The sequence below is a fragment of the Thalassococcus halodurans genome (genome assembly GCF_900108225.1).
Classification (GTDB): domain Bacteria; phylum Pseudomonadota; class Alphaproteobacteria; order Rhodobacterales; family Rhodobacteraceae; genus Thalassococcus; species Thalassococcus halodurans.
The window spans coordinates 157,251-182,957 of the sequence record NZ_FNUZ01000001.1 but is presented as its reverse complement, the minus strand read 5'-3'; the positions used below and the strand labels follow the sequence as shown (position 1 = coordinate 182,957).

26 protein-coding genes and 3 tRNA genes are annotated in these 25,707 nt (G+C 56.7%); 15 read left to right on the top strand and 14 right to left on the bottom strand.

The window, feature by feature from the left end:
• Window positions 1-3: 3 nt before the first annotated feature.
• Genes C4S59_RS00890 through C4S59_RS00880 form a run of 3 tightly spaced genes read right to left on the bottom strand, consistent with a single transcriptional unit; the run spans window position 4 to window position 2,872 of the window.
• Window positions 4-825, bottom strand: coding sequence for an NAD-dependent epimerase/dehydratase family protein (locus C4S59_RS00890; RefSeq protein WP_103908596.1), 822 nt, complete (start codon window positions 823-825; stop codon window positions 4-6).
• Window positions 822-1,658 carry a glycosyltransferase gene (locus tag C4S59_RS00885; protein WP_103908595.1) on the bottom strand — a complete coding sequence of 279 codons (837 nt, stop codon included), beginning with the start codon at window positions 1,656-1,658 and terminating at the stop codon, window positions 822-824. Before C4S59_RS00885 ends, C4S59_RS00890 begins: the two co-directional genes overlap by 4 nt.
• Window positions 1,655-2,872 (bottom strand): NAD-dependent epimerase/dehydratase family protein, encoded by a 1,218-nt coding sequence (locus C4S59_RS00880; protein ID WP_103908594.1) that lies wholly within the window; start codon window positions 2,870-2,872, stop codon window positions 1,655-1,657. Before C4S59_RS00880 ends, C4S59_RS00885 begins: the two co-directional genes overlap by 4 nt.
• A gap of 196 nt (window positions 2,873-3,068) precedes the next feature.
• On the opposite strand from C4S59_RS00880, the gene C4S59_RS19450 reads away from it, so the two are divergent.
• From C4S59_RS19450 to C4S59_RS00845, 8 genes are all read left to right on the top strand, one after another.
• Entirely contained in the window at window positions 3,069-3,257 is a 189-nt protein-coding gene (locus C4S59_RS19450) for a hypothetical protein (protein ID WP_146064492.1), read from the top strand.
• Between the two features lie 171 nt (window positions 3,258-3,428).
• Complete coding sequence (gene lon, locus C4S59_RS00875; RefSeq protein ID WP_103908593.1) at window positions 3,429-5,834, top strand: endopeptidase La; 2,406 nt, start codon at window positions 3,429-3,431, stop codon at window positions 5,832-5,834.
• 194 nt (window positions 5,835-6,028) lie between these two features.
• Complete coding sequence (locus C4S59_RS00870; RefSeq protein ID WP_103908592.1) at window positions 6,029-6,484, top strand: HU family DNA-binding protein; 456 nt, start codon at window positions 6,029-6,031, stop codon at window positions 6,482-6,484.
• A 146-nt stretch (window positions 6,485-6,630) separates the two neighbouring features.
• Window positions 6,631-6,936, top strand: a complete 306-nt coding sequence (locus tag C4S59_RS00865; RefSeq protein WP_103908591.1) for a ribbon-helix-helix domain-containing protein — start codon at window positions 6,631-6,633, stop codon at window positions 6,934-6,936.
• Window positions 6,937-7,039: 103 nt separating this feature from the next.
• Window positions 7,040-7,435, top strand: a complete 396-nt coding sequence (locus tag C4S59_RS00860; RefSeq protein ID WP_103908590.1) for a VOC family protein — start codon at window positions 7,040-7,042, stop codon at window positions 7,433-7,435.
• Between the two features lie 51 nt (window positions 7,436-7,486).
• Window positions 7,487-8,011, top strand: a complete 525-nt coding sequence (locus C4S59_RS00855) for a Twin-arginine translocation pathway signal (protein WP_103908589.1) — start codon at window positions 7,487-7,489, stop codon at window positions 8,009-8,011.
• A 22-nt stretch (window positions 8,012-8,033) separates the two neighbouring features.
• Entirely contained in the window at window positions 8,034-9,605 is a 1,572-nt protein-coding gene (locus tag C4S59_RS00850; RefSeq protein WP_103908588.1) for a GMC family oxidoreductase, read from the top strand.
• A 174-nt stretch (window positions 9,606-9,779) separates the two neighbouring features.
• Window positions 9,780-9,855: transfer RNA gene (locus tag C4S59_RS00845), tRNA-Val, on the top strand.
• A gap of 33 nt (window positions 9,856-9,888) precedes the next feature.
• On the opposite strand, the gene C4S59_RS00840 is transcribed toward C4S59_RS00845, so the two are convergent.
• The 7 genes from C4S59_RS00840 to C4S59_RS00810 all read right to left on the bottom strand — a co-directional run bounded on the left by C4S59_RS00840 (window position 9,889) and on the right by C4S59_RS00810 (window position 16,619).
• Entirely contained in the window at window positions 9,889-10,476 is a 588-nt protein-coding gene (locus C4S59_RS00840) for an SCO family protein (RefSeq protein WP_103908587.1), read from the bottom strand.
• Window positions 10,477-10,479: 3 nt separating this feature from the next.
• Window positions 10,480-11,073, bottom strand: a complete 594-nt coding sequence (locus tag C4S59_RS00835; RefSeq protein ID WP_234994647.1) for a copper chaperone PCu(A)C — start codon at window positions 11,071-11,073, stop codon at window positions 10,480-10,482.
• An 86-nt stretch (window positions 11,074-11,159) separates the two neighbouring features.
• Window positions 11,160-11,519, bottom strand: coding sequence for a hypothetical protein (locus tag C4S59_RS00830; RefSeq protein WP_103908585.1), 360 nt, complete (start codon window positions 11,517-11,519; stop codon window positions 11,160-11,162).
• Between the two features lie 56 nt (window positions 11,520-11,575).
• The gene (locus C4S59_RS00825) at window positions 11,576-12,625 is read right to left on the bottom strand and encodes a lipocalin-like domain-containing protein (protein WP_103908584.1); all 1,050 of its coding nucleotides are present in this window, start codon (window positions 12,623-12,625) and stop codon (window positions 11,576-11,578) included.
• Window positions 12,615-15,017 (bottom strand): ABC transporter permease, encoded by a 2,403-nt coding sequence (locus C4S59_RS00820; RefSeq protein WP_103908583.1) that lies wholly within the window; start codon window positions 15,015-15,017, stop codon window positions 12,615-12,617. Before C4S59_RS00820 ends, C4S59_RS00825 begins: the two co-directional genes overlap by 11 nt.
• Entirely contained in the window at window positions 15,014-15,667 is a 654-nt protein-coding gene (locus tag C4S59_RS00815) for an ABC transporter ATP-binding protein (RefSeq protein ID WP_103908582.1), read from the bottom strand. The genes C4S59_RS00820 and C4S59_RS00815 overlap by 4 nt, the downstream gene beginning before the upstream one ends.
• Complete coding sequence (locus C4S59_RS00810) at window positions 15,624-16,619, bottom strand: LytTR family DNA-binding domain-containing protein (protein ID WP_103908581.1); 996 nt, start codon at window positions 16,617-16,619, stop codon at window positions 15,624-15,626. The genes C4S59_RS00815 and C4S59_RS00810 overlap by 44 nt, the downstream gene beginning before the upstream one ends.
• Before the next feature lie 244 nt (window positions 16,620-16,863).
• On the opposite strand from C4S59_RS00810, the gene C4S59_RS00805 reads away from it, so the two are divergent.
• Window positions 16,864-16,940, top strand: a tRNA-Asp gene (locus C4S59_RS00805).
• Window positions 16,941-16,970: 30 nt separating this feature from the next.
• A tRNA-Asp gene (locus tag C4S59_RS00800) sits at window positions 16,971-17,047 on the top strand.
• A gap of 130 nt (window positions 17,048-17,177) precedes the next feature.
• Here the strand turns inward: C4S59_RS00800 and C4S59_RS00795 are convergent.
• On the bottom strand, window positions 17,178-17,747 hold the full coding sequence (locus C4S59_RS00795; protein ID WP_103908580.1) for a YcbK family protein: 570 nt from the start codon (window positions 17,745-17,747) through the stop codon (window positions 17,178-17,180).
• A gap of 314 nt (window positions 17,748-18,061) precedes the next feature.
• Between C4S59_RS00795 and C4S59_RS00790 the strand changes: the two genes are divergently transcribed.
• Genes C4S59_RS00790 through C4S59_RS00775 form a run of 4 tightly spaced genes read left to right on the top strand, consistent with a single transcriptional unit; the run spans window position 18,062 to window position 22,311 of the window.
• On the top strand, window positions 18,062-19,675 hold the full coding sequence (locus tag C4S59_RS00790; RefSeq protein WP_407703000.1) for a L,D-transpeptidase family protein: 1,614 nt from the start codon (window positions 18,062-18,064) through the stop codon (window positions 19,673-19,675).
• A 29-nt stretch (window positions 19,676-19,704) separates the two neighbouring features.
• A complete protein-coding gene (lpxD, locus tag C4S59_RS00785; protein ID WP_103908579.1) occupies window positions 19,705-20,796 on the top strand; it encodes a UDP-3-O-(3-hydroxymyristoyl)glucosamine N-acyltransferase in 1,092 nt (363 codons plus the stop codon).
• A gap of 37 nt (window positions 20,797-20,833) precedes the next feature.
• On the top strand, window positions 20,834-21,106 hold the full coding sequence (locus C4S59_RS00780) for an acyl carrier protein (RefSeq protein ID WP_103908578.1): 273 nt from the start codon (window positions 20,834-20,836) through the stop codon (window positions 21,104-21,106).
• Window positions 21,103-22,311, top strand: coding sequence for a beta-ketoacyl-[acyl-carrier-protein] synthase family protein (locus C4S59_RS00775; protein WP_103908577.1), 1,209 nt, complete (start codon window positions 21,103-21,105; stop codon window positions 22,309-22,311). Before C4S59_RS00780 ends, C4S59_RS00775 begins: the two co-directional genes overlap by 4 nt.
• Window positions 22,312-22,323: 12 nt before the next feature.
• Here C4S59_RS00775 and hppD read toward each other — a convergent pair whose 3' ends face one another.
• A complete protein-coding gene (hppD, locus tag C4S59_RS00770; RefSeq protein WP_103908576.1) occupies window positions 22,324-23,421 on the bottom strand; it encodes a 4-hydroxyphenylpyruvate dioxygenase in 1,098 nt (365 codons plus the stop codon).
• Window positions 23,422-23,551: 130 nt separating this feature from the next.
• On the opposite strand from hppD, the gene C4S59_RS00765 reads away from it, so the two are divergent.
• Window positions 23,552-24,010 (top strand): Lrp/AsnC family transcriptional regulator, encoded by a 459-nt coding sequence (locus C4S59_RS00765; protein WP_103909366.1) that lies wholly within the window; start codon window positions 23,552-23,554, stop codon window positions 24,008-24,010.
• Between the two features lie 19 nt (window positions 24,011-24,029).
• Here the strand turns inward: C4S59_RS00765 and C4S59_RS00760 are convergent, their stop codons facing one another.
• Window positions 24,030-24,446: a VOC family protein gene (locus C4S59_RS00760; protein ID WP_103908575.1), complete on the bottom strand. Its 417-nt coding sequence runs from the start codon at window positions 24,444-24,446 to the stop codon at window positions 24,030-24,032.
• Between the two features lie 98 nt (window positions 24,447-24,544).
• Entirely contained in the window at window positions 24,545-25,687 is a 1,143-nt protein-coding gene (mnmA, locus tag C4S59_RS00755) for a tRNA 2-thiouridine(34) synthase MnmA (RefSeq protein WP_103908574.1), read from the bottom strand.
• Window positions 25,688-25,707 lie beyond the last annotated feature (20 nt).

The following is a 25,707-nucleotide window of genomic DNA, read 5'->3' as shown; positions in this document are numbered from 1 at the left end:
GGGTTAAGGCAGTAAGTCGGGCAGCGTTTGGCGAAGCAATTCCATCCCGCCCGGCTGCCAGCCCAGCGCCTTCAGGTTTGTGCACTCCAACTGGCTGACGTCAGCGTCGCTGCGTTTGGGCAGTGAATTTGGGCTGTTCGTTAGGTTCTGCACCATTGCCAGCAAATCGTGACGATCCAGCAAGATGTCCGATACATGGAATATGGATGATTGGTTTTGCGACAGTGCAATCTGACACGCTTGCGCCAGATCTTGCACATGCACCTCGGACGCGACGCGCGGTTCAATCGCGTTTCCGGACAGGTAGTCAGCAATCAACGGCGCCCATTTGTTGGCGTTTCCCTTCCCATATAAACCCGTCGCCCTGAGCGTGATGCCGGTCAGGGGCAGGGCGGAAAGGTGGGCCTCGGCCTTTACTTTGACCTCGCCGTAGAGAGAGGTTGGTTTGGGAGGCAGGTCTTCGGTCAGCGTGGTTCCCTTGGGATAGCCGTCGAAAACTGCGCGGGACGACAGGAAAATCACATGGGATAACCCATGCGCGGCGGCGGCATCGAAAAGCCGTACAGTTCCGTCCAGATTGGATGTGATGAAACCGGCGGGGTCATTCCCTTCGCCGCCGCGGTATTTGCCAGGGGCGTGCTGAAAGGCGGCGTGAATCAGCGCGTCAAAGCCGCTCAGGTCCGGCGCTGGCGCGTCGAGTGTCCACTTTATGTGGCTATGCCCCGCCACCGTGGATCTGCCCAGAATGGTCACGTCATGCGCGGCAAGGCTTTGCAAAATTGCCTGCCCTGCGATCCCAGTTGCCCCTGTCAGCGCGATTTTCATGAGGGGTTCTTCAGGGCGGTCAGATCGGGTGTCTCGCCGTTCAGATAGCTGTGCCAGAGGTAGATTAACGGGCGCAGCTTTTCGACCTTATCATGGTTCTGCCATGGCTTTTCATACTGAAAATGCACGATTTTGACGCTTTCCCAGTTCCAAAGATCGGGCATGTTGAACCAGACGTATTGCAGCATATTGTAGGTCACCGGTAGGCCGTGCCAGTCGGGAAAGTAGCTTTGCAAAAATGTCTGATCGGTGCGTCGCCAGAAGGCGCCTTCGACATCCAGTTTGGACAGCATGTCATCAAAGGTGGCTTGCGACGGGCGCGCGGTGAAAACGCCAGAGTTCATGCGGTGAAAGTCCGCAACGCTTTCATAGACATTGGGTGCTGCGCAAAACTCTGGGTAGTCGAATAGCGTGTCGATGTTGCGGATTACGACGGTGTCCGCGTCCAGAAACACCACGCGGTCATAATCCAATTGCCACAGACGGAGCTTGGCAAAGTTATCCAGCGGCGTGTGGAAGGGTGGTTTGGTGCCCTTGGTGAACGGCGCAGCGCCGTGAAGCGCGTCGCGGGCGTGGGCGCGATTGAACGCGTCCGATGTGGGCAGCAATTCGGTTTTGATCAGGCGCACGCCTGCATCCCGTAGCGGGGTTAGGGATTCCTCGGGAACGGCCTCGGTATGCATGACCACAAGGTCCGCCACCGTCCCCGTCATCCGCAGTGAGTTCATCAAAGCCTTGCCGCCCATCGCGAAATCCGCGTTGGTCACGAGCGTGACGAAAGCCCGAACCGATGTGGGCGGGCCTTCTGGTTTCAGATCGTCCGGCAGGCTCATGAAACGGATTTAAGCGCTTTGCCTTCGGGGTCGTGATCGACGCGACCCGCGATGTCTTTGGTCCATGCCGAAACCGCCGGAACGCGCGACCGGTCGATGCGGTGGGCGTATTTCTTGGCCACTTCAACGACCTCTTCCAACAAGCCATCGGCCAGCGTGGTCGGGTTCAGGCCCAAAGCAAGGAACTGATCGTTATCCACGATCAAATCGTTTTCGGCTGCTTCCTTACGCGGGTTCGGCAGATACTTGATCTCGGCCCCTGTCAGTTTCGATACCAGTTCCGCCAGATCGCGAACACGGTGGGTTTCCGTCATCTGGTTGAAGATTTTCACCCGATCACCGGCCTTGGGCGCGTCGGAAAGCGCCAGTTCGATGCAGCGCACGGAATCCTGGATGTGGATGAACGCACGTGTCTGGCCACCTGTGCCGTGTACTGTCAGCGGGTAACCGATGGCCGCTTGGATCAGGAAGCGGTTCAGAACGGTGCCGTAATCGCCGTCATAATCAAAGCGGTTGATCAGCTGTTCGTGGCGGCGGGTCTGGTCTGTGTGCGTGCCCCAGACGATGCCTTGGTGCAGGTCGGTGACGCGCAACCCGTCGTTTTGGGCGTAGAACTGGAACAGGATCTGATCCAGCGACTTGGTCATGTGATAGACCGAACCGGGGCGCGTCGGGTACAGGATTTCCTGATGCTTGGGGCCATTGGGCGTGTCGATAGACACATCCAGATAGCCTTCGGGGATCGGCGCGCCGATGGTCGAGTAGCCGTAAACGCCCATCGTGCCGAGGTGCACGATATGCGGATCAATACCGGACTCGACCACAGAGGCGATCAGGTTGTGCGTCGCGTTGACGTTGTTGTTGACGGTATAGACTTTATGGCGGTCGGATTTCATCGAATAGGGCGCGGCGCGCTGTTCGGCGAAATGCACGATGGCGTCGGGTTTGTGTTCGATCATCCACGCCTTCAGCCGTTCATATTCTTTGGCAAGGTCCAGCAGGTGGAAATGGATCGTCTCGCCGCTGGTCTGCTTCCAGATGCGGCAACGTTCCTGGATCGAGTCCATGGGCGTCAGGGATTGCACGCCCAGTTCGGTGTCGATCCAGCGGCGTGACAGGTTGTCGATGATGTGAACTTTGTGACCTTGATTGGAAAGATGCAAGCTTGTGGGCCATCCGCAGAAGCCATCCCCACCCAGAATTGCGATTTTCATAAATTTTTTCCTCTAACCCAGATCGTCAGTTCGTGTGCTGTCTGCTTTGTGAAACAGTTTGGCTACAGATTTATGACGCTAAAATGCCGATTGTTACACCTGTTTTGAAGGGGTTGGTGGGGTTTTGCTTGTCGGGTATTTGTTTTGATCTTTGATAAATATGAATATTTTTCTGCACTGACGCGGATGCTGTCCCATGCCTGATGCGCGTGTTGGATGTATTGGTTTACCATTGCTCCGGATTTCAGTGCCAAAAGTCACCAGCAAGACCTTTGGGCTCAACGGCGCGTTACTGTGCAGAGGCTCGGTAAAATTCCCGCGCGGTGCGAAAAAATATCTTCAATTCGCTGATAAGGCGGCGCGATTGGCCGTTTTCTGGGGATAAGCCCTGATGCACAGCTTGCACCCATGCGCGCCGCGCGTCATTCTAGGTTCAAAGGATGCTCTGGGCAGTTGAAAAACTGCGGACGAGACCCCAGTTTATCCTTCTGACACGGGGGCGATCTGAGTTGCCGATTTCGGGACGCGGTCGTCTTGCCAAGTATAAGGAAAGTCTATGCAACAGCCTTTGAATGCATCCTATCCAGTTCTGCCGCTGCGCGACATCGTCGTGTTCCCGCATATGATCGTGCCGCTCTTCGTAGGGCGCGAGAAATCGGTACGCGCACTGGAAGAGGTGATGGCTGACGACAAGCAGATCCTGCTTGCAAGCCAAATTGATCCTGCCGAGGACGATCCGCAGAGCGACGGCATTTATCAGACCGGCGTTCTGGCAAATGTGCTTCAGCTTCTGAAGCTGCCCGACGGCACCGTTAAGGTGCTGGTCGAAGGCCAGGCACGTGTTCGGATTGAAGAATACGTAGAAAACGACAGCTTCTTCGAAGCCAAGGCCGAACTGCTGACCGAAATGCCGGGCGACAGCACCGCAATCGAGGCGCTGGTGCGCACCGTCGCGGACGAGTTCGAGCGCTATGCAAAGATCAAGAAAAACATCCCCGACGAAGCACTAAGCGCCGTTGGCGAAACAACCGATGCTGCTACGCTGGCCGATCTGGTTGCGGGCCATCTGGGTATCGAAGTGAACCAGAAGCAGGAAATTCTGGAAACGCTGGCGATCTCGGACCGGTTGGAAAAAGTTTATGGCCACATGCAGGGCGAAATGAGCGTTCTGCAGGTCGAGAAAAAGATCAAGACACGCGTCAAAAGCCAGATGGAGCGCACCCAGCGCGAGTACTATCTGAATGAGCAGATGAAGGCCATTCAGAAGGAACTCGGCGACGGTGAAGACGGCCAGAACGAAGTGGCCGAGCTGGAAAAGCGCGTCTCTGAGACCGATCTGTCCAAAGAGGCCAAAGAAAAGGCCGAAGCCGAGATCAAAAAGCTCAAGAACATGAGCCCGATGTCGGCAGAAGCTACTGTTGTGCGCAATTATCTGGATTGGATGCTGTCCATTCCGTGGGGCACAAAATCGCGGGTCAAAAAGGACCTTGGCCGTGCGCAGAAGATCCTCGATGACGATCACTACAGCCTTGATAAGGTCAAGGAACGTATCGTCGAATATCTGGCGGTTCAGCAGCGTTCGAAAAAGCTGAAAGGCCCGATCATGTGCCTTGTCGGCCCTCCGGGTGTTGGTAAGACATCGCTGGGCAAATCCGTGGCCAAAGCAACGGGACGCGAATTCATTCGCATCTCTCTCGGTGGTGTACGTGACGAATCCGAAATCCGCGGCCACCGTCGGACGTACATCGGTTCGATGCCCGGTAAGATCATTCAGGCGCTGAAAAAGGCGAAAACCACGAACCCGCTGATCCTGCTCGATGAGATCGACAAGATGGGTCAGGACTTCCGTGGCGATCCCGCATCGGCCATGCTTGAGGTGCTTGATCCGGAACAGAATTCGACCTTCGTCGACCACTATCTTGAGGTCGAATACGATCTGTCGAACGTCATGTTCCTGACCACGTCGAACAGCTACAACATGCCGGGCCCGCTTCTGGACCGGATGGAGATCATCCCGCTGTCCGGCTACACCGAAGACGAAAAGGCGGAAATCGCCAAGCGTCACCTGATCGGTAAGGCGGTCGCGAACCACGGTCTGAAAGATGGCGAGTTCGAGATCACGGACGAAGCGCTGACAGACGTCATTCGCTACTACACACGCGAGGCCGGTGTACGGAACCTTGAGCGTGAAGTATCGAAGCTGGCGCGGAAGGCAGTGACCAAGATCGTCAAGAAAGAGGCGGAGAAGGTCGTTGTGACGGCAGAAAACCTGCCCGACTTCCTTGGCGTTCGGAAGCACCGCTATGGTCTGGCTGAAGACGAACATCAGGTCGGTGTTGTGACCGGTCTGGCCTATACCTCGGTTGGTGGCGATCTGTTGCAGATCGAAGCACTGCGTCTGCCCGGTAAGGGCCGAATGAAGACCACGGGTAAGCTGGGCGACGTCATGAAAGAGTCGATTGATGCGGCATCCAGCTATGTCCGTTCGATCAGCCCGCAGATTGGTGTCAAACCGCCCAAGTTCGAAAAGTGGGACATCCACGTGCACGTGCCCGAAGGCGCGACGCCCAAGGATGGTCCGTCTGCCGGCTTGGCCATGGTGACGTCCATCGTGTCTGTTCTGACCGGTATTCCGGTGCGCAAGGACATCGCCATGACAGGCGAGGTCACATTGCGTGGGAACGCTTTGGCGATCGGTGGTCTGAAAGAAAAGCTGCTGGCGGCGCTGCGTGGCGGAATCAAGACCGTTCTCATTCCCAAAGAGAACGAGAAAGATCTGGCCGAGCTGCCCGACAACGTAAAAAGCGGCTTGGAAATCATTCCGGTAGAGCACGTGTCCGAGGTTCTGAAGCACGCCCTTATTCGTGAGCCTGAGGCGATTGAATGGGACGAAGAAGCCGAAGAAGCGGCGGCAGCTGCACTGTCTAAGTCGGACGAGAAAACAGGCGCCATCGCGCACTAAGCAAAGCTTGTGATTGATTAAAAAGGGCCGCCCATTATTTGGGCGGCCCTTTGCTTTTGCTATTCAGAAATTATCTACGTTTTAAGGCATCTACCAATCACATTTTGCATTTTTGCCAGAGTCTGCTAGGGTTGCTGCAACCCATAAGTGCAGTGCCGCGCAAAGCGGCCATCATAAAAATAGGGCAATTGAGCATGACAACACGTAAATCAACAACTGCGAAAACGACGGCTGCCAAGAAGGCTCCGGCTTCTAAAACCACGAAAGCCAAGGCGCCCGTGCCACAGGTCGTGTCCATCGATCAGGTGCGTGTCAAAGAAGAACTTGAAGTGCAGGAAGCAATTGATCAGGCGGTCGCCGCGACCCTGACCAAAAGCGCAGAGCCGGAAGAGCTGAAGCGCAAGGAATTCATCGATCTTGTCGTTGCGCGGTCGGGCATGAAAAAGAAAGACGTCAAACCCGTTGTCGAAGCTATGCTTGAAGTTCTCGGGCAAGAGCTGGGCGATGGTCGCGAATTTAACCTGCCTCCACTGGGCAAGCTGAAGGTTCAGCGGATGAAGGAAAACGATGGCACACAGGTGATGGTTGCCAAAATCCGTCTGCATGATGCCGCGAAGGACGATAGCCAGACATCCGAAGACGCTGCCTGAGGATTTTTATCCCACTGCTTTTCGATTGCACGCCACGCGCAAAGGTATGCGTGTGGTGGTCGCACGATACGTATCCAGAAAGATGACTGGACGTCGCGGCATCGGTCGTGACAAGCTGGGTAACACATCCAAGAAGGGAGTTACTCATGTGCCAGGTCTTCGCCGGACAGGATCCGGAACGGTACACGTCGACGACTCGACGCTTGCGATTGAACGGTCAAAGCACAAGCCTGCGCCTTGAAAACGCGTTTTGGGTGATCCTTGATCAGATTTCCGAAGCGGACGGCGTTTCGACACCGGCTTTTATTTCTAAACTGCATGCAGAAGTGCTTGAGACGCGGGGCGAACCTGTGAACTTCACGTCGCTGCTGCGGACCGCGTGCCTTGTTTTTATGGCACAATCCGGTGCAACCGACCATCACGACGGATCGCAATCCATCGCTGCCGAATAGGCCAACGAAGAAAATTCAGGTGTAGTATGACGCTACTACCCGCCTGATCTGCCGCTGCGTCATCCTGACTTGGTAACCACGTTGACCAATTCAGGAGGGGCCCTTGGCCAAAGCCATACACAGCATGATCCGCGTTCTCGACGAAGCGCGGTCATTGGAATTTTACGAACAAGCGTTCGGTCTAAAGGTTGCAGACCGTCTGGATTTCGACAGCTTCACGCTTGTTTACCTCAGCAATCCCGAAACAGAATTCGAACTGGAACTGACCGTCAACAAAGGCCGGGAAGAGTCCTATGACCTTGGTGACGGCTACGGTCATCTGGCTGTGTCGGTCGAAAACCTTGATGCCGAACATGCCCGCTTTGTGGAGGCAGGGCTGAAGCCCAGAAAATTGGTCGAATTTGCACCGGGTGGCGATGTGATCGCTCGCTTTTTCTTTGTGGCCGATCCGGACGGCTACGAAATCGAGGTGTTGGAGCGGGGTGGTCGCTTCAAGTGACCTGACCTGCCGGAAATACCCGAACACACTGTCATGAGATGGAGGAGACCCATGACAAACACAGCAAGCCCGCGGGGGTTAACCCGCCGCCAGCTTTTGTCGTCAGCGACAGCCGCTGGCGCATCATTCGTCATCGGCGCAGGGTTTATTGCATCCCCGAACGCCGCTTGGGCGATGGAAACCACTCATCTGGACCCGCAGGTTTTTGCCACGCTGGTCCAGATGGCGCGCGATATCTATCCGCACGACCGTATCCCCGATGAAAACTATGTTCTGGCCGTCAAAGGCTATGACAACGCCGATGCTGCCGCTGGTATTACGTCGGGCATCGCCGCGTTGGATGCGGCAGCGCAGGGGCGTGGTCATGGGTCTTACCTTGGGGCGGGATGGGAACGCGACCGCGTTGATATCCTGCGCTCGATGGAGGACAGCGCCTTCTTCCAGCAAATCCGCGGTGGTCTTGTGACCGGCCTTTATAACCAAAAGGCCGTGTGGCCGATCTTTGGCTATGAGGGCGAGAGCTACTCGAAAGGTGGCTACATCGAGCGCGGTTTCAACGACATCAACTGGCTTTGAGCCATAGTGGGAGGAGATAGCTATGGCTGCACCTTTTGATCTGAATGACGACAGTGTTGTCGTCGTAATCGGAACCGGCGCCGGTGGCGGGGTTCTGTCCAATGAACTGGCCCAGAAGGGCGTGAAGGTCGTCGCGCTGGAAGCGGGCGGGCGGTATTTGCCCGACGACTACATCAACGACGAATGGGAAAGCTTTGGTCAGCTTGCCTGGACCGACCCACGCACCACGTCCGGTGACTGGCGCGTTGCCAAGGACTTTTCCGGTCTGCCTGCGTGGATCGTTAAGGCGGTTGGTGGCACCACAACGCACTGGGCTGGCGCATCGCTGCGGTTTCAGGACCACGAATGGAAGGCCAAAACGACCTATGGTGATGTCCAGGGCGCGAACCTGCTGGACTGGCCGATTGATCCGGCGGAAATGGACCAGTGGTACACCAAGGCCGAGAACAAACTGGGCGTAACGCGCACTGGCGGCCGCGAGGGCCTTCCGGGCAACAACAACTACAAGGTCTTTGAAAAAGGCGCACGCGCGCTTGGCTACAAAGAGGTGTCGACCGGTCGCATGGCGATCAACTCGGCGTGGAACGACGAACGGATGGCCTGCCAGCAAACTGGCTTCTGTTTCCAAGGCTGTAAGTGGGGCGCCAAGTGGTCTGCCGCCTACACCGACATTCCGCGCGGTGAAGCGACAGGAAACCTTGAGGTCCGCGAACGCGCCCATGTGGCACGCATCGTTCACAATGAAGCGGGCAAGGTGACAGGCGTCGAATACTTCGATGCGGATGGCAATCTGCAGCTTCAGAAAGCACGCATTGTCTGCGTGGCTGGCAATTCGTTCGAAAGCCCGCGCTTGCTGCTGAACTCGGCGTCGTCGATGTTCCCTGATGGTCTGGCCAATAGCTCGGGGCAGGTGGGGCGCAACTATATGCGGCACATGACCGGTTCGGTCTATGCGGTGTTCGACAAACCTGTCCGTATGTGGCGCGGCACGACCATGGCTGGCATCATTCAGGACGAAGCCAAACACGACCCATCCCGCGGATTTGTCGGTGGTTATGAAATGGAAACGCTGGCGCTGGGCATTCCGTTCATGGCGGCCTTCCTTGATCCGGGCGCTTGGGGGCGTGAGTTCACCACCGCATTGGACGGCTATGAAAACATGGCTGGCATGTGGCTGGTTGGCGAAGACATGCCGCAGGAAACCAACCGCGTAACGCTGAACCACGATGTGAAAGACCAATACGGTCTGCCGGTGGCGAACGTGCATTTCGATGATCACCCCAACGACATCGCGATGCGCAACCATGCCTACAAACAGGGTATCGCGGTGTACGAGGCCGTCGGCGCGACACGCGTCTTCCCGACGCCGCCGTATCCGTCGACGCACAATCTGGGCACCAACCGGATGTCGGAAAACGCGCGTGATGGCGTTGTGAACAAGTGGGGTCAGACCCACGACATTTCGAACCTGTTCATTTCCGACGGGTCGCAATTCACAACAGGGGCAGCAGAAAACCCGACGCTGACGATTGTGGCTTTGGCTATCCGTCAGGCCGATCACATCGCCCGCGAAATGAGTGCGGGCAACCTGTAAAACCTGCCAAAAATCGAAACGCCCCGAGGCCAAATCGGGGCGTTTTTTCGTGCCTGTGATGCGAAGTTTTTCAAGGTAACTTCGCGGCGTTTATAAAGGCGAAAAATTTTCTCCAAAAACTGCCACAAACGTCTTGCAAGCCCGAACGCCCTTAGCTAGAAGGCACGCCACGGCGGGTGATTAGCTCAGTTGGTAGAGCGCTTCGTTTACACCGAAGATGTCGGGAGTTCGAGTCTCTCATCACCCACCACTTTCTTCCTGAAATCGATACCAAACACCCTTGCTAATGCAGGGCGTCGATCTTTTTCATGGCCGAGTCGAACTGCTCTCCGTAGCTGATGGTTTGCACAAAGCGTCCTTTCTTATCGAACAGCATCACAAAGGCCGAATGGTCCATCGTGTAGCCACCGTTTTTCAAGGGCACCTTCTGGGCGTAAACGCGGAACGAGGTGATGGCTTTCTTGACCTCTTCCTCGGGACCGGACACGCCAACGACGCCGGGCACCCATGATACGTATTCCTGCATCATGTCGATGGTGTCGCGTTCCGGATCGACGGTGACAAAGTATGTGCGCAGCTCTTTTCCTTGGTCAGACAGTTCGGCTTGCCAGCCCGCGATATCGCCCAGCGTTGTGGGGCAGACCTCGGGGCAGTGGGTGAAGCCAAAGAACACAGCCGATGGCGCGCCCTTCAGGCTGTCTTCTGTGAACTGCGTGCGGTCAGTGGTCAGCAGGGCATAGTCACCCATGCCTAGGCTGTCTGCGGCGGTGCGGTTCATTTTCGGGATGATCATAACAACCCAAAGGGCTGCGAAGAGGGCCAGAAGTGCCAGCCCTCCCGCGACCACAAACGTATACTTGCGGTTGGTCATGATTTAGCTTCCATGCTTCATGTGGCCGCCATGGCCGATGTGACCCATGCCGCCTTGTCGCGCGGCGACGGGCATTGTGATGGTCGTGCTGCCCGCCTGCTCGAACTCAAGCGTTACTGAGACGGTGTCGCCTTGGACCAAGGCTTTGTGCAGTTCCATGAACATGACGTGGTAGCCGCCGGGTTTCAGCTCGACGGTTTCGCCAGCGGGAATCGGAAGGCCGTCAGCCAGTTCGCGCATTTTCATCACGTCGTTTTCCATAGCCATTTCATGAATTTCGACGCGGCCGGAAATGTCAGAGCTGGCGGCGATCAGGCGATCATCTGCGCTGCCGGTGTTGGTGATTGTCATAAAGCCGCCAGCGACCGGCGCATTGGGCAGCGTTTCGCGCGAATAAAAGCCCGATATTTCCAGATCGCCGATGGTTTCCACGGCGTGCATGCCCTGGGCATAGGCCCCGTGATCCATATGGTTCATTCCGCCGCCTTGCTGATTTGGCGGAAAGGGAATGGGTTTGGGTGCGTCTTCGGCCCAAGTGGATGTTGCGAGGGTCATGAGAAACCCTGTGATCAGGGCGGATGAGTTCAAAGATGTCATGTCGTTTTCCAAAGATCGCGCAGATGCTGTGTGCATGCTGCGGTGGGCGGCCCAGAAGGCCGGTTTTCAGGTGAAAGTGTGGAAAATCAGACAGCCGCCGGTGGCGCGCGGGCTGCGACATGCGAATGGCGAAGCTGTGGACCGGTGATCAGGTCCGCAGCGTAGTGATGCTCAAGTGCGATCGAAAGCTTGATGATGCTTTCCGGTGCGCGGGCCTGTTCGGACCGCGGCAGTTCATTACAAACCGGACAACGGTGTTCATGATCGTGCTGATCAAGGTTCTCGGAACAGATATCGGCCAACGTCGCGCCAGCCGCGATCATTTCGGCCTTTTGCATCAAGGCATCATGATCGGGCGCCATCTGGGTCGCCGAATATACCGTCAGCGCTGCGAACAGCGTCACCGACAGGCAGGCAATCACCAGATTTTTGAGTCGTCCAAACATGGCGGCAAGAATGACACGGTTTCGACGTGGCCGAAAGTGACGTGCTGACGCATTACCTAATTGTAACCTGTCATCTCAAGATAGCCGCGTCCGCCATGCGATCCTGTGATCCGGATCGGGCCTTCCCAATAAGGAAATAGTGTGTCCATCCATGCGTCGGGCTGAACGGCCTCTACCGTAATGTCCAAGTCCTTCTCGGGCAATTTTACCGACCAACTGGTCGGCACCTCGCGGCCATGCGTGGTGGTTTGGATTATCGGCGACAGTTCGATTGTGCCGTTGTCGATTGCAGTGGGCGTGCCGTCTGCGGTGATCCACGTTCCTGATGTGTAGTCGTCTCCTGACGTGCTGCGCAGACGGAAAGCCATAAGCTTGTCGCCGCTATCAAGATTGAGCGAGAACCAGTCCCAACCGCTTTGATCAGAGGCCAAAGGTTGGGAAGACCATTCCCGATCCAGCCACGCTGTTCCGGTCACATCGATATCGCCATCTGGCAAATTGAGCGTTCCCGAGACCGCGTAAAACGGTTGCGAGTAATAATAGCTGGCTTGGCCCGAGGATGATTTGATCGAATAGCCTTGGTCACCATGGGCAACCAATGGGCCATCGGCGGTCAGGTTCAAGCGATAGGCAAACTCGGCCCCGCGTGCGGTCAGCTCGATGGCTGAGAGAAGATCTTTGTTTCCAGAGGCCACGCTAGCCAGCGACCAGTCATCAATAAACGCATTTAGCGGTTGGCTTATGCCGGCCTGACCGGTTGCGCCCCGTGCAAGCCGTTCAGCGTGGTAATGGGTGTCTTCTGTTGTCACAGCGGCGTGGCCCATCCAAAGCTGGTCTTCAGGCAGGCCGGTGGGCTGGCTGGCCGAGCGAAATAGTGTCCACTGCACGCCGTAGTCCCGTCCAGCGCCGTCGGTCAGATTGGCCGTCAGATACCACCACTCAATCCGGAAATCGGGGTGTGCTGCGTGATCTTGTGGAAACGTGAAATTGGTCCCGCGTTCCGGAATGGCGAAACCGTCGACCTCGGTTCCCAACCCGGCAAAGCCCTGCGCGGATGCGATCGAGGGCAAAAGACCAATAAGGAGCAGAAGGATTTTAACGTTCATTGGAAAACACCCGTAGCAATTGCGCAGAGGGCAAGCGCCTTAGACGGTAGATCGGCCAGAAACAGGCCACCGCTGCGGCCAGAACTGCCAGCACGCCTAGCCTGAACCAATCTGTGGGAAACAGGTACATCGGAAGCTTCCAGCCGAAGGCCTCGACGTTCACGATCGACAGCAACACCCATGCCAACGCCAGCCCCACCGGGATGGACAGGATCCATGTGAACACAGCCAAGGCAAGGCTGCGCCAGGATTCGATTTTCGACAGCGCCTTTGTCGTGATCCCCAAAGACCAGACAGGGGCCAGTTGAGGAAGCCGCATGGTCGACAGCGTTAAAAGGCTGGTCAGCAGAGCAAAGCTGGCGACGCCCAACGTCAGGAAATTCAGCGCGCCGGTTACCAGAAAGGTCTGGTCGAACACGCGTAGGGACATTTTTTTAACGTCGGATTGGTTGACGACCGCAGATGCGGGCAGATTGAACTTTTCGCGGATATCGCGGGCCAATTCGCCCGCTTGATCCGGCGCGATGCGATAGGCGTAGCGAAGTTTGGGACGGTTCGGAAAACGGCTCTCTAGCGGTGCGAGGGCCGTGATCAGTTGGCCGTGCGGGTTGCCGTAGTCGGAATAGATGCCAACCACGGGCAGGGGCCACGTATCTGTCACCGAAAGGGTGTTGCCAACGGTGATGCCGTTCCGGCGGGCGAATTGTTCGTTGACCAGAACGCCTTGGCCCGTGCTGATTTCGTCCCAGACGTCTTCGGTTGCCTGCAGCAAGGGCCAGTTATCGCGGTAGGTCGGGTGATCGATGATGCCGTAGATATCGACGTTCTGTTCCAGCAGCGTGGCTTCTACGGACCAGATGGGCAAGGCGGCGGTCGTGCGCGGGGCGGCAAAGCGCCGGATGTCTTCTGCTTCTTGCGGCGTACGGGCGGTTACGTAGATTTCGGCGGCGAGGCGTTGGTCAAGCCATCCCACAAACGTGGCGCGGAAAGAGCCAACCATCGTCGCCACGCCGACATTTGCCGACAGCGCGAGCAGTAGTGCCATCAAAGCAAGTGACAGCGCAGGCACCTGCTGACGCGTGTCAGCGACGGTCCATTGGCCAAGCGGTGAACGCGGCAGTTTGCCCGCCATTTTCAGGACGGCATTTGTGATCGGGGGTAAAACGATGGCTGCGCCGATCAATAGCGACGCAAGGCAGGCAAAGCCCGCGATCAGGCCCGAGCCCCATATCGCCAGAATTCCACTAAAGCCCAGCAGCCCCAATCCTGCAAACGCCTGTAACCGCAGAGTTCTGGCCGAGGACATCGCCCAGGCACGGGGAAGGGCGGGCGCAAGGATCGGCATCCGTACCACCCGCCATAGCGCCTGCGCCCCCGCGACGGCGGCCCCTGCCATTGTCATGGCCAAACCGCTGATTGCCCAAACCGGATCAAAGCTCAGATCGCCAGAGACAGCTGCGCCATAAAGCCCCCTGAGGGTGCCGGCGACACCCGGCAAAAGGGCTGCGGCGATACCGTAACCAAGGACGATGCCGACCAATCCGGCAAGCAATGCGATCAACCCCAGTTCAACAGCCAAAAGCGTCACAAGCCGTTTCAGGCCGATGCCCATGGCGCGTAGGGTCCGGAATGTGCTGCGGCGTTGTTCAAATGCCAGCCCGATGGCTGACTGAACGATGAAAAGACCGACGGCAAAAGACAGCAAGCCAAAGGCGGTCAGGTTCAAGTGAAAGCTGTCCGTCAACTGCGCCAGATCGCCGGTCCCCTGCGCCGGGATAACTGCATAACCGTCCAAGTCAGTGATTGGCGGCAGGCCAAATGGTTGGTCAGGGGCGATCACCAGCGCCGACAGGTATTCGGCGTTGAGCAGCGATTGCGCCGTTGTCACATCAGTCAGCGCCTGACCGATGGGAACTTCGGCTGAAACCTGAACAATCGGCCCGTCGTCGCCCCAAAAGGCAGTCAGCGTTTTGACGGTTTCCGGTGATGCCAGCACCAGTCCCTGATCGGAAAGAAATGCGAACAGCCCTTGCTCATCAAGGCTGGCCATGCCCACCCGCGGCGGGCTGGTCAGTGGATCAAATCCAGTCAGTTGGACACGGTCTGCCCCAACCGCCAGCAGCCCTTCCAGTTCGGGCGACACCAGATAGCCCATGCGCCGCAACCGGACAAAATCGTCAAGCGACACGCCGTTTTCTGACACGAGTTTATCATATCCGCGCTGTCCGATGCTGCCTGCCGCGTCGTCATAGCTGGTCCGCGCCTGCGCGTTGATCGATTGAACGCCTGACCAAAGGGCAGTGGCCAGAGCAAGGCCCAGAAAAAGCGTAACGAACTGAACTTTGTGACGCAGCCAATGCGACAGGAGCGCGCTAAAGATGACGCGGTTCACGCGATCAGTCCGTTTTTCAGGTGCAACCTGCGATCCAGTTTGGACGCATGGCGTTCCGAGTGGGTCACCATCAACAGCCCTGCACCGGCCTCTTTGACCAAGTCCTGCAACAAGGTCATGACCGCTTCGGCAGTATCCTCGTCCAGATTGCCTGTGGGTTCGTCGGCCAGAACGAACTCGGGACGGCTGGCGATGGCACGTCCGATTGCGACGCGCTGCTGCTGGCCACCTGACAGCTGTTCTGGATAACGGTGAAGCAATGCCGCCAGGCCGAGCTTGTCTGCCAGTTCCTGCGTCCACTCGGCATTTTCGCGGACAGCAAGGCGTGCGTGGAACGACAGGTTTTGCGCAACTGTCAGCGAGGGAATCAGATTTAGCTGTTGAAAAACGATCCCGAACTTTTGCCGTCTGATCCGCGACTTGCCGTCATCATCTAGATCATGAAGCGCGTCACCGTTCAGAAAAATCGTGCCGCTGTCGATATCTTCAAGGCAGCCCAGGCAATGTAAAAGGGTGCTTTTCCCCGATCCGCTCTCTCCGGTCAGTGCCACGCTTTCGCCTTTTGCAACCATTAGCGAGACGCCGCGCAAGACGTCGACGGCCCCGTCACTGGCTTGGAAGGCTTTCCTCAGGTTTTCTGCTGACAGCATCGCGGGCCTCGTCGTTTCTTGGAGCACTAGCTAGGTGATTTTTTTCCGACTGAAAGGGCGTTGGCGTGCGTGCCGTGTTTTGTGCCGTCTCGGTCAACCACTCGGCCACTTCTTTTACGCGATTACGAGAGAGCGGAATGTCGCGCCCGTTCGTAAGGCGCAATACGTGCCGCCCGGGCACTTTGACGGTTTCTTTGGCCATATGACGTGGAACCCACCATGACCGATGGGGTTGGATCCCCTGATCATTGTCGGTTTGCGCGACGATGTCTTTCATACGTGCGCGAGTCGAAATCAGGCTGTCTTTTAAATGAACCGAGACGTGGTGCTCTTTCGCCTCGATACAGACGATATCGGCAATGGAAATGCGGTCTGTGCCGATGATCAGCGCGGCGTCTTCTGATTGAGCGGGCAGAGGGGACGGCTCTTCCGGTTCTGCCGGCGTTTGTTCTTTGACCTGTTGGCGAATTTCGATTCCGAGTGTTGGCAGCACAAAGAGGAAGAAAAGCACCTCGAGAAGGAACGCGATGATGAAGAGAATCGTGAACTGCTGCCAGAAGTGAGACACGAAGGTTTGCTTGGATAGCAGCCATGCAAGGTTTTCAGACAGGCCGACCACCGGAAAAAGCGACGCAAACGTCAACACTGGCAACGGGATTCGGAGCGGCAGGATGTGTTTTTGAAAATGGGCGAACACCCAATGCGTCAGGATTTTTGTCGCAAGAAAGACGCAGGTGATCGCGCTCCAGAGTAGGAAAACAAGCTGCGGGCCCAGATTCGCCGAATGGTTTGCCGGATCGGCCACTGACATCAACAGAATGCAAAGGCAGATGAAAACCAAAGTGCGCGGGTGTGCGAGCGCTTTGTAGGCGTCGTATGTCGAAAAGGTCCGCGCGACACCGATCGGATCCCAGATAGAAAGTTCTAATTTTAAACTATTTGAAGTAGGCATGGCGTTTCTCTGCCATTTGTATGTGGCCTAGTAAGCAGAAAGAGCAAGTTCAATTACAACTATATTGGGCGCTGTGCCAAAAGCATACACGCGATGAATGGCGAAATACGGCTGATTTTACCGTGATTTTCGCCTTCGACAGGTGCGGGTTATAATTGATGAAAAATCTCGCGCGAAACCGCTTGACGGGGATGGGGGTCGTGCGTAGAACGCCTCTCACGCTTGGACGATCAAGCAGCAGTGAGCGGTTGTAGCTCAGTTGGTTAGAGTACCGGCCTGTCACGCCGGGGGTCGCGGGTTCGAGCCCCGTCAACCGCGCCACCACTGCCTTGATCCTGTCCAGCGCGATGCGCGGTTGTAGCTCAGTTGGTTAGAGTACCGGCCTGTCACGCCGGGGGTCGCGGGTTCGAGCCCCGTCAACCGCGCCACTTCTTCTTCTACAGTTTAACAAGACATGCCTGAAGAAGCTGATGTTTCGTCAGCTTTGCAGAAGTCTGTTTTCGGAAAAGAAAAAGGCGCCCGATTGGACGCCCTTCTTTGTTTCGTTTGCCGTCAGGCTTAGCTGCCCCAGGTGCGTACCGGGCCGCAATCCATGTGAACGAAGTTTGATCCGCTGTAGCGGCCGACGCCACCAGCACGGCACGACGATGCGGCGCGTGCAATCTGGCTGACCGAGCGGGACGCAAGGCGCAGGTCTGCCGCCTGACCCTGAATGTGACGCGAATTTTTAGCCACACCAGAAGAGCGCGAGCGCAACATTGCGTTGGTTTCAGGGCTGCGGTAGCCGGAAATCATCATGTAGGGTTCGCTAACATCCAGCAGATTGTGCGAAGCCGCCATGATATCGATTGTGCGCAGGTCAATCTGTTTGACCTTGCCGTTGCGCCAGTCGCGCATGAAGTAGTTAATCTCTTTCACAGCGTCCGCGATGTAATCGCCATCCACCCAGTAGATCATATCGATCCGTTCACCGGTGCGGCCAGAGTACATCTTGATGCGGCGGATATCGCCACCACCACGAAGAAAGCCTGCGGCATTGGCAAAAGTCGGTGCTGCTGTGAGTGTCGTGGCTGCGAATGCCTGCAAGAGGCCGCGCCGCGAAATGCTGCTTGGGCGTACGTCTGTCATTAGAACTGCCTGTCCCGTTTCTGTCCTGTATGGCCCCTGTCATTGCAAGAGCCCTGCCATCTATCCCCCAGATGCCTGCCGATACTTTACATATCATGAATCGAACCGAAAGCGAAGAATCCGATTTGGTTCCTTCACAAGGTGGTTTGGGCGATTTTCTGCTTATTTCCCAGAACTGTGGCATCGGTGCCGCGTCGGTTTGACGAGAATGCAGCAAATTTTAAATTCCGGCGACCATTCCGTTAATTGTGAATAGACAGCCACCCAGCACATGCGATTGTAGGCTGTAACAATTTTTCCTGGCGGAGGGCAGTATGTTTGAACTGATGCGTAAAAAAGTAAGGCTGACAGTGATGTCGGGGGTCGTTCTGGCCGCGGCGTTTGGCATGCCAGATCTTTCGCACGCGCAGGTCACCGCCTTCAAGACAGCCGTTGCGGAAACGGCTTCTCAGGATGAATCCATCGCGGAATTTTACCGTTCGAGAGGGTTTGAACCCTTTTGGACTGGATCGGACGACGTCCAACTCGCCCGACGCGCGGCGCTGATCAAGGCTCTTGATGCGGCGGGTGCGCATGGTCTGCCCGCGCAGCGTTACGATCCGTCACAAATCCTGTCGGACATGCAGTTCGCCAAGTCGGTTCGCGAACAGGGCGTGCTGGATGTCGAACTAACAAAGGTTTTCCTGAGATTCGCGCGAGATTTGCAGTCGGGCATTCTGGATCCGCGCAAAGCACATAGCGATATCAAACGCGCTGCGCCTGTTCGTGAAGCGAGTGAACTGCTGGAACAACTTGCGACAAACGAACCGAATGCGTTTTTCCGGACATTGGCGCCGACGTCCCACGAATATCGCCGCCTGATGCGTGAAAAAATGCGCCTGACCAATCTGGTTGCCCGCGGCGGTTGGGGCGATACCGTCGGGGGTGGCAAAATCGAACCGGGTCAATCCGGCGCACGCGTCGTGGCGCTTCGCAATCGTTTGATTCGCATGGGATATCTGCCTGAGACCTCGGTCGCGGAGTATGAAACCAGCATTGTATCCGCGGTGCAGGCGTTCCAGCTGGATCATGGTCTTGAAGCAGACGGTGTTGCGGGTGACGCAACCCTAAAGGCGCTGAACGTCAGCGCCGAGGATCGTTTGAAATCTGTTCTTGTCGCTATGGAACGTGAACGCTGGCTGAACCAGCCGGAAGGTTGGGGGCAGCGCCACATCAAGGTGAACCTGACCGAATTCATGGCGCGTATCTATGACGACCAGAAAGTCACGTTTGAAACCCGCGCTGTGGTAGGTGCCCGCAATGCCGACCGCCGGACGCCCGAGTTTTCCGACGTTATGGAGTTCATGGTTGTGAACCCCAGCTGGTACGTGCCGCGGTCCATCGTCGTGAAGGAATATCTGCCGTTGCTCCGGAGCAATCCGGGGGCTGTCGGGCATTTAGAGATCACAGACAGCCGTGGTCGCAAAGTGAACCGAGGCAATGGATTTTCGCAATATTCGGCACAAAGCTTTCCTTTTGCGATGCGCCAGCCCCCGGGCCCGCGCAATGCGTTGGGGCTGGTCAAGTTCATGTTCCCGAACAAGTACAACATCTATTTGCACGACACGCCTGCAAAAAGCCTTTTCCAGCGGGAAGTGCGCGCGTACTCGCACGGCTGCGTGCGTTTGAACGATCCGTTCGACTTTGCCTACGCGCTTTTGGCCAAGCAGGAGTCCGATCCGGTTGGCGTGTTCCAATCACATTTGCGAACCGGCCGCGAAACCCGCGTCAATCTGGAAGCGCCCGTGCCGGTGCACCTGATCTACCGCACGGCCTTTACTCAGGCCAAAGGCCGCACCCAGTATCGTGACGACATCTACGGGCGTGACGCGGCGGTATGGTCGGCGCTTGAACGGGCAGGGGTGGCTCTTATCTCCGGAGAAAGCTAAACCAGCGGTCAATCAGACCGGAGCCTGCGATGAAATACAGTTTGGGTGAAATTGCCAAAGCGCTGGGTGCAACCGTGCATGGCGATGAAACACTGGTCGTGACCGGTGTAAACGAACCTGCCGCATGCGGCCCTGATCAATTGGCTATGGCGATCAAGCCCGAGTTTGCCGAAACATTGGCAGATGGTCAGGCGCAAGCTGCCATGATGTGGGATGGGGCCGACTGGCGGGCGTTCGGTCTGAAAGCCGCGATTGTTGCCCCGCGTCCGCGTTTCGCGATGGCTGGACTATCGGGCATGATGGATCCGGGGCAGGGCTATGGCAGCGGCGTTCACCCGTCGGCAGTCGTTGACCCTTCTGCAAAGATTGGTGCGAACGTGACGATCGGCCCACTGGCAGTGATCGGCCCCGAGGCCGTGATTGGCGACAATTCCGTGATCGGCCCGCATTGCCACGTCGGCTGGAACGCAAGGCTGGGCGCGGGCGCAGTTCTGCACTCTGGTGTGAAAATTGGCGCGCGTGTGACCATTGGCGATCGCTTTGTCGCCCAGCCAGGGGCAGCCATCGGTGGTGATGGGTTCTCATTCGTCACGCCTGAGCCGTCGGGCGTAGAAAAGGCGCGCGAAAGTCTGGGGGCCGAAGGCGCGACGGATGCGCAGCAATGGGCGCGTATCCATTCGCTGGGCGGTGTCACCATCGGCAATGATGTAGAGATCGGCGCAAATTCCTGTATCGACCGTGGCACTGTGCGCGACACGTTTATCGGCAACGGTGTAAAGTTCGATAACCTTGTCCAGATCGGCCACAACGTGGTGATCGAAGATGACTGTCTGATCTGTGCTCAAACCGGCGTGGCCGGATCGTCCAAGATCGGGCGGGGCACAGTTCTGGGCGGGCAGACCGGGATCAGTGATAACCTGAACATTGGCGAGAACGTCATCACTGGCGGTGGCACCGTTGTTCTTTCGAATATTCCGGCAGGCCGCGTGATGCTGGGCTATCCCGCGATGAAGATGGAAACGCACATCGAAGTCTACAAAGGGCTTCGTCGTTTGCCGCGCCTGTTCCGTGACGTATCTTTGTTACGAAAATCTGTTTCAAACGGCGAATCTAATACATAAATCGTTCGCAGAACGCGCAGACCAAAGGGCGACCAAAATGACAGATCAGGCCAACGTGACTGAGAAGGTGATTGAAATCATTGCCGAGCAGGCAGTGTTGGAACCCTCTGACGTTTCTGTCGATATGTCCTTGGAAGACGTAGGTATTGATTCCCTTGGCCTTGTCGAATGCATTTTCGCGATTGAAGAGGCCTTTGATATCTCGGTCCCGTTCAATGCCAACGACCCGCAAGAAAGCGATTTTGATATATCCTCGGTCGCGTCCATCGTGACAGGGGTTGAGCAATTGATCCGCGAGCAGAAATCGTGAAACGCGTCGTTATCACCGGCGCGGGAACGATCAACGCGCTGGGCCATGACGTTCCGTCCACTTTCGAGGCCATGCGCGAAGGCCGCTGCGGGATCGGCCCCTTGGATATTCGCGATGTGGACCGTCTGGGCATCAAGATCGGCGGTCAGGTTCATGGCTATGAGCCTGAAGAGCGTTTCAACCGCCAGCAAATTGCGCTGTATGACCGCTATACCCAGTTCACACTGATCGCGGCCGAAGAGGCGATCCAGCAGTCCGGTATCCGGTTCGAGGGCGAACTGGCTGCAACATCCGGCGTTATTCTGGGTACATCAGGCGGTGGCCTGACCACGCAAGACGAAAACTATCGCGCTGTATATGAAGAGGGGAAGAACCGCGTTCATCCCTTTGTTGTGCCCAAACTGATGAACAACGCGGCCTGTAGCCACGTTTCCATGCAGTACAACATCAAAGGCCCGTCCTTTACCGTGGCATCTGCCTGCGCGTCGTCGAACCACGCAATGGCGCAGGCGTTTTCCTTTGTTCGCTCGGGCATGGCGCCTGTCATGGTTACTGGCGGATCAGAATCAATGCTGTGCTTTGGCGGGATCAAAGCGTGGGAAGGGCTGCGCGTTATGTCCAAGGACGCCTGTCGCCCGTTTTCCGCGACACGCAATGGCATGGTGCAGGGCGAAGGTGCAGGGATTTTCGTGTTCGAGGAATTCGAACATGCCAAAGCACGCGGAGCCGAGATTTTGGCCGAGGTCGTGGGTTACGCCATGTCTTCAGATGCCGCTGATATTGTGATGCCATCCAAGCAGGGGGCAGCGCGTGCGATCTCTGGGGCGTTGAAAAACTCAGGCCTTAACAAATCCGACGTCGGCTATATCAATGCCCACGGTACGGGCACGGCAGCCAATGACAAAACCGAATCCGCGGCAGTGGCGGACGTATTCGGGACCCATGCGGATAAGCTGATGATGTCGTCGACCAAATCCATGCACGGTCACCTGATCGGCGGCACGGGCGCGGTTGAGCTGTTGGCCTGCATCATGGCACTGAAAGACGGGATCATCGCACCGACAATTGGCTATGAAGAACCCGATCCTGAATGCGCGCTGGATGTGGTTCCGAACGTCGCACGCGAGGCCAAGGTCAAAGCCGCCCTTTCGAACGCCTTTGCCTTTGGTGGTTTGAACGCGGTTCTGGCACTTCAGAAATTCTGAGGGGGCTGCGGATTACTCTGCAGCCGTCAGTTCCCCATTTTCGATCTGTTCCCGTTCGATGCTTTCAAACAAGGCTTTGAAGTTGCCTTCGCCAAAGCCGTCATCCCCTTTGCGTTGGATGAATTCGAAAAAGATCGGGCCGATCACGGTTTTCGAGAAAATCTGAAGCAGGATCTTCGTCTCGCCACCGTCAATGACGCCTTCGCCGTCAATCAGGATGCCGTGCTTTTTCATACGGTCCAACGGCTCGGAATGGCCCGAGACGCGATCAAAGCTGAGGTCATAGTAGGTGTCCGGCGGGCCGGGCATGAATTTCAGGCCGTTGTCAGCAATCGCGTCAGTGGCGTCATAGATGTCGCGCGCACCAACTGCGATGTGCTGGATGCCTTCGCCTTTGTATTTCTTCAAATAGGCAACGATCTGGCCGGTTTCGCCCCGATCTTCGTTGATCGGAATGCGGATACGACCGCAGGGCGAGGTCAAAGCGCGGCTGAATAGGCCGGTGTATTTGCCTTCGATGTCAAAGAACCGGATTTCACGGAAATTGAACAGGTCGCCATAAAAGCGGAACCACTTGTCCATGTTTCCTTTGAACACGTTGTGGGTCAGGTGATCGAGGTAATAGAAACCGACGCCGCGCGGTTTGCTTTGCTCGATCCAGTTGAATTCCGCGTTATAGGGCGAGGTGTCGTAATACTGATCCGTGAAATACAGCAGGCTGCCACCGATTCCTTTGATCGCGGGCCAGTCGACGCTCTTGTCGTTGCCCTCATAGGACTCTGCGCCATTTTTGACGGCATGTTCAAAGGCGTGTTGAGCATCGACAACGCGCCATGCCATCGACGGTGCGCAGGGGCCGTGTTCTTCCACAAACTTGGCCGCAAAGCTATCGGGATCGGCATTTAGCACGTAGGTAATATCGCCTTGCTGCCAAAGCTCGATCTGTTTTGTCTTGTGATTGGCGACATGTGCGTAGCCCATCTTGGTGAACAGATCGCGCAGTTCCTGCGGCTCTGGATGGGCGAATTCGACAAACTCGAACCCGTCGGTGCCGGCAGGGTTTTCGGGTGTGATTGTGGATTGCGGTGCATCGTGTGGAAACGGGCCCATGGGAACCTCCTGTTATTTTAGGACAGTATCCCTCTGATTTGATGCGGGTTGTGCGTATTGTGGGTGATAATTTTTAAAAAAATGGATATAATCCGCGCAAAATTCAAAAATAACGCGGAGTTTGCGCATGATTCTTGATCCTGTTGATTTGCGTTTGCTGGAGCATCTTCAGAAAAACGGTCAGGCCACAGCGCAAGAGCTGGGCGAGGTTCTGCACCTATCGGCCAGTCAGGCAGGACGGCGGCGTCAGAAGCTGGAAGAAACCGGTGTCATCCATCACTACGCCGCGCGGCTTGATCCGGCGAAACTGGGGCTATCGGTGCAGGCCTTTGTGCAGGTGCAGCTGGATCGCCACGGGGCCGAACACGGGGCAAGCTTTGCGCGGCTTTTGAAAACACGGCCCGAGATCACCTCGGCGTGGACGATGACGGGCGAGGCCGATTACCTGCTACGTGTTTACTGTCCTGATCTGGCGTCACTGAACCGACTGATTCACGAGGTACTGCTGGCCAATCCCGTCGTCAGCCGCGTGCACAGTCAGATTGTCATGGATCAGCCCAAGGCGGACGCGCCGCTGCCGTTGGGATAGGTGGCCTTAGCTTGCCGGGCTATTCGTCGCGCGTCGGTTCATTTGGATTGCTGGAAAACAGCGCGATTTTGTTGCCCTCGGGATCACGAAGATAGGCGACATAGAAGGTAGGGCTATACGCCTCGCGAAAGCCCGGATCACCTTCGTTCGTTCCGCCAGCCTTCAACGCCGAGGTATGCAGTTCGCGGACCACGTGTTGGGAAGGTGCCTCGAACGCGACCATGTTTCCGTTGCCGACCGAGGCCGGTTGACCGTCAAAGGGCGGTTTTACATAGAAATCCGGAAAAACAGGTGTTTCACCCTGTGGCAAGGGCAATGAGTAGCTTAGGCCTTCGTGGTTTTCGGTCAGCGCATAGCCAAGCGAAGGCAGGATCGCATTGTAGAAACGCTTTGCCTGAGAAATGTCGTTCGCGCCGACGGTGACATAGGCGATCATGATATCCGTTTTCCAAATGTGTTTTGTTCAGGCCAATTAATTTCAATTAGCCTAAACATGTTTGGAAGGATAGGACAGCTGCCGTTCTGAATGTCGGATCAATACCCGCGCCAGATCCAGCCGCCGCCAAAGATGCGCGATCCTTCGTTGGCATAAAACACGCACGCCTGACCCGGAGAGATGCCTTCTTCGGCGACCATCAGTTCAACCTCGGCCTCGGTTTCCGAAATCGGGCGGATCACGGCCTCGGTCGGCGGGCGGGTCGAGCGGACCTTGACCGACAGATGCCATTCCTTTTGCGAAGTGAACGGCTCATCCCCGAGCCAGTTGATTTCGCGCACAGGAATGGTGCGGGTGGCCAGCATTTCTTTCGGGCCGACAACAACTTGCTTAGCGTCTACGTCCAGTTTCACCACATAAAGCGGCTCATCCAGTCCACCAATGCCCAACCCACGGCGCTGTCCGATCGTGTAGTGGATCACGCCGCGGTGGGTGCCCAGAACGCGGCCATCGGCATGTACGATGTCGCCAGGTTCAGCGGCACCGGGGCGCAGCTTTTCGATGACGCTTGCGTAGTTACCGTCTGGGACAAAGCAGATGTCCTGACTGTCGGGCTTGTCCGCGACTGGCAGGCCGTATTTGGACGCCAGCGCGCGGGTCGCATCCTTGGACGGCAGATGGCCCAGCGGAAAGCGCAGGTAATCAAGCTGTTCCGGCGTGGTCGAGAACAGGAAATAGCTTTGATCGCGGTTTGCATCCTCGGCGCAATGCAGTTCCGGCCCGTTCGCACCCATCTTGCGTTGGATGTAGTGACCGGTCGCCATACAGTCGGCTTCAAGGTCTTTGGCGGTTTCCAGAAGATCCTTGAATTTTACGCGTTCGTTGCAACGGATGCAGGGGACAGGGGTTGCGCCCGCCAGATAGCTTTCGGCGAACTCGTCAATCACCGCATCCTTAAAAATGTTCTCATAATCCAGAACGTAGTGCGGGAAACCCATTTCCTCGGCCACGCGGCGCGCGTCGTGGATATCGATGCCCGCGCAGCACGCGCCTTTTTTGGCCAATGCGGCACCGTGATCATAAAGCTGCAAGGTCACACCAACGACGTCATAGCCTTCTTCTGCAAGCTGCGCAGCCACAACCGAACTGTCGACGCCGCCGGACATGGCGACGACCACGCGGGTCTCGGATGGGGGCTTGGGGAAGCCAAGGGAGTTCAGTTGTGTCGTGTCGAGGGCCATCGCGACCTCCTTTCAGGTCG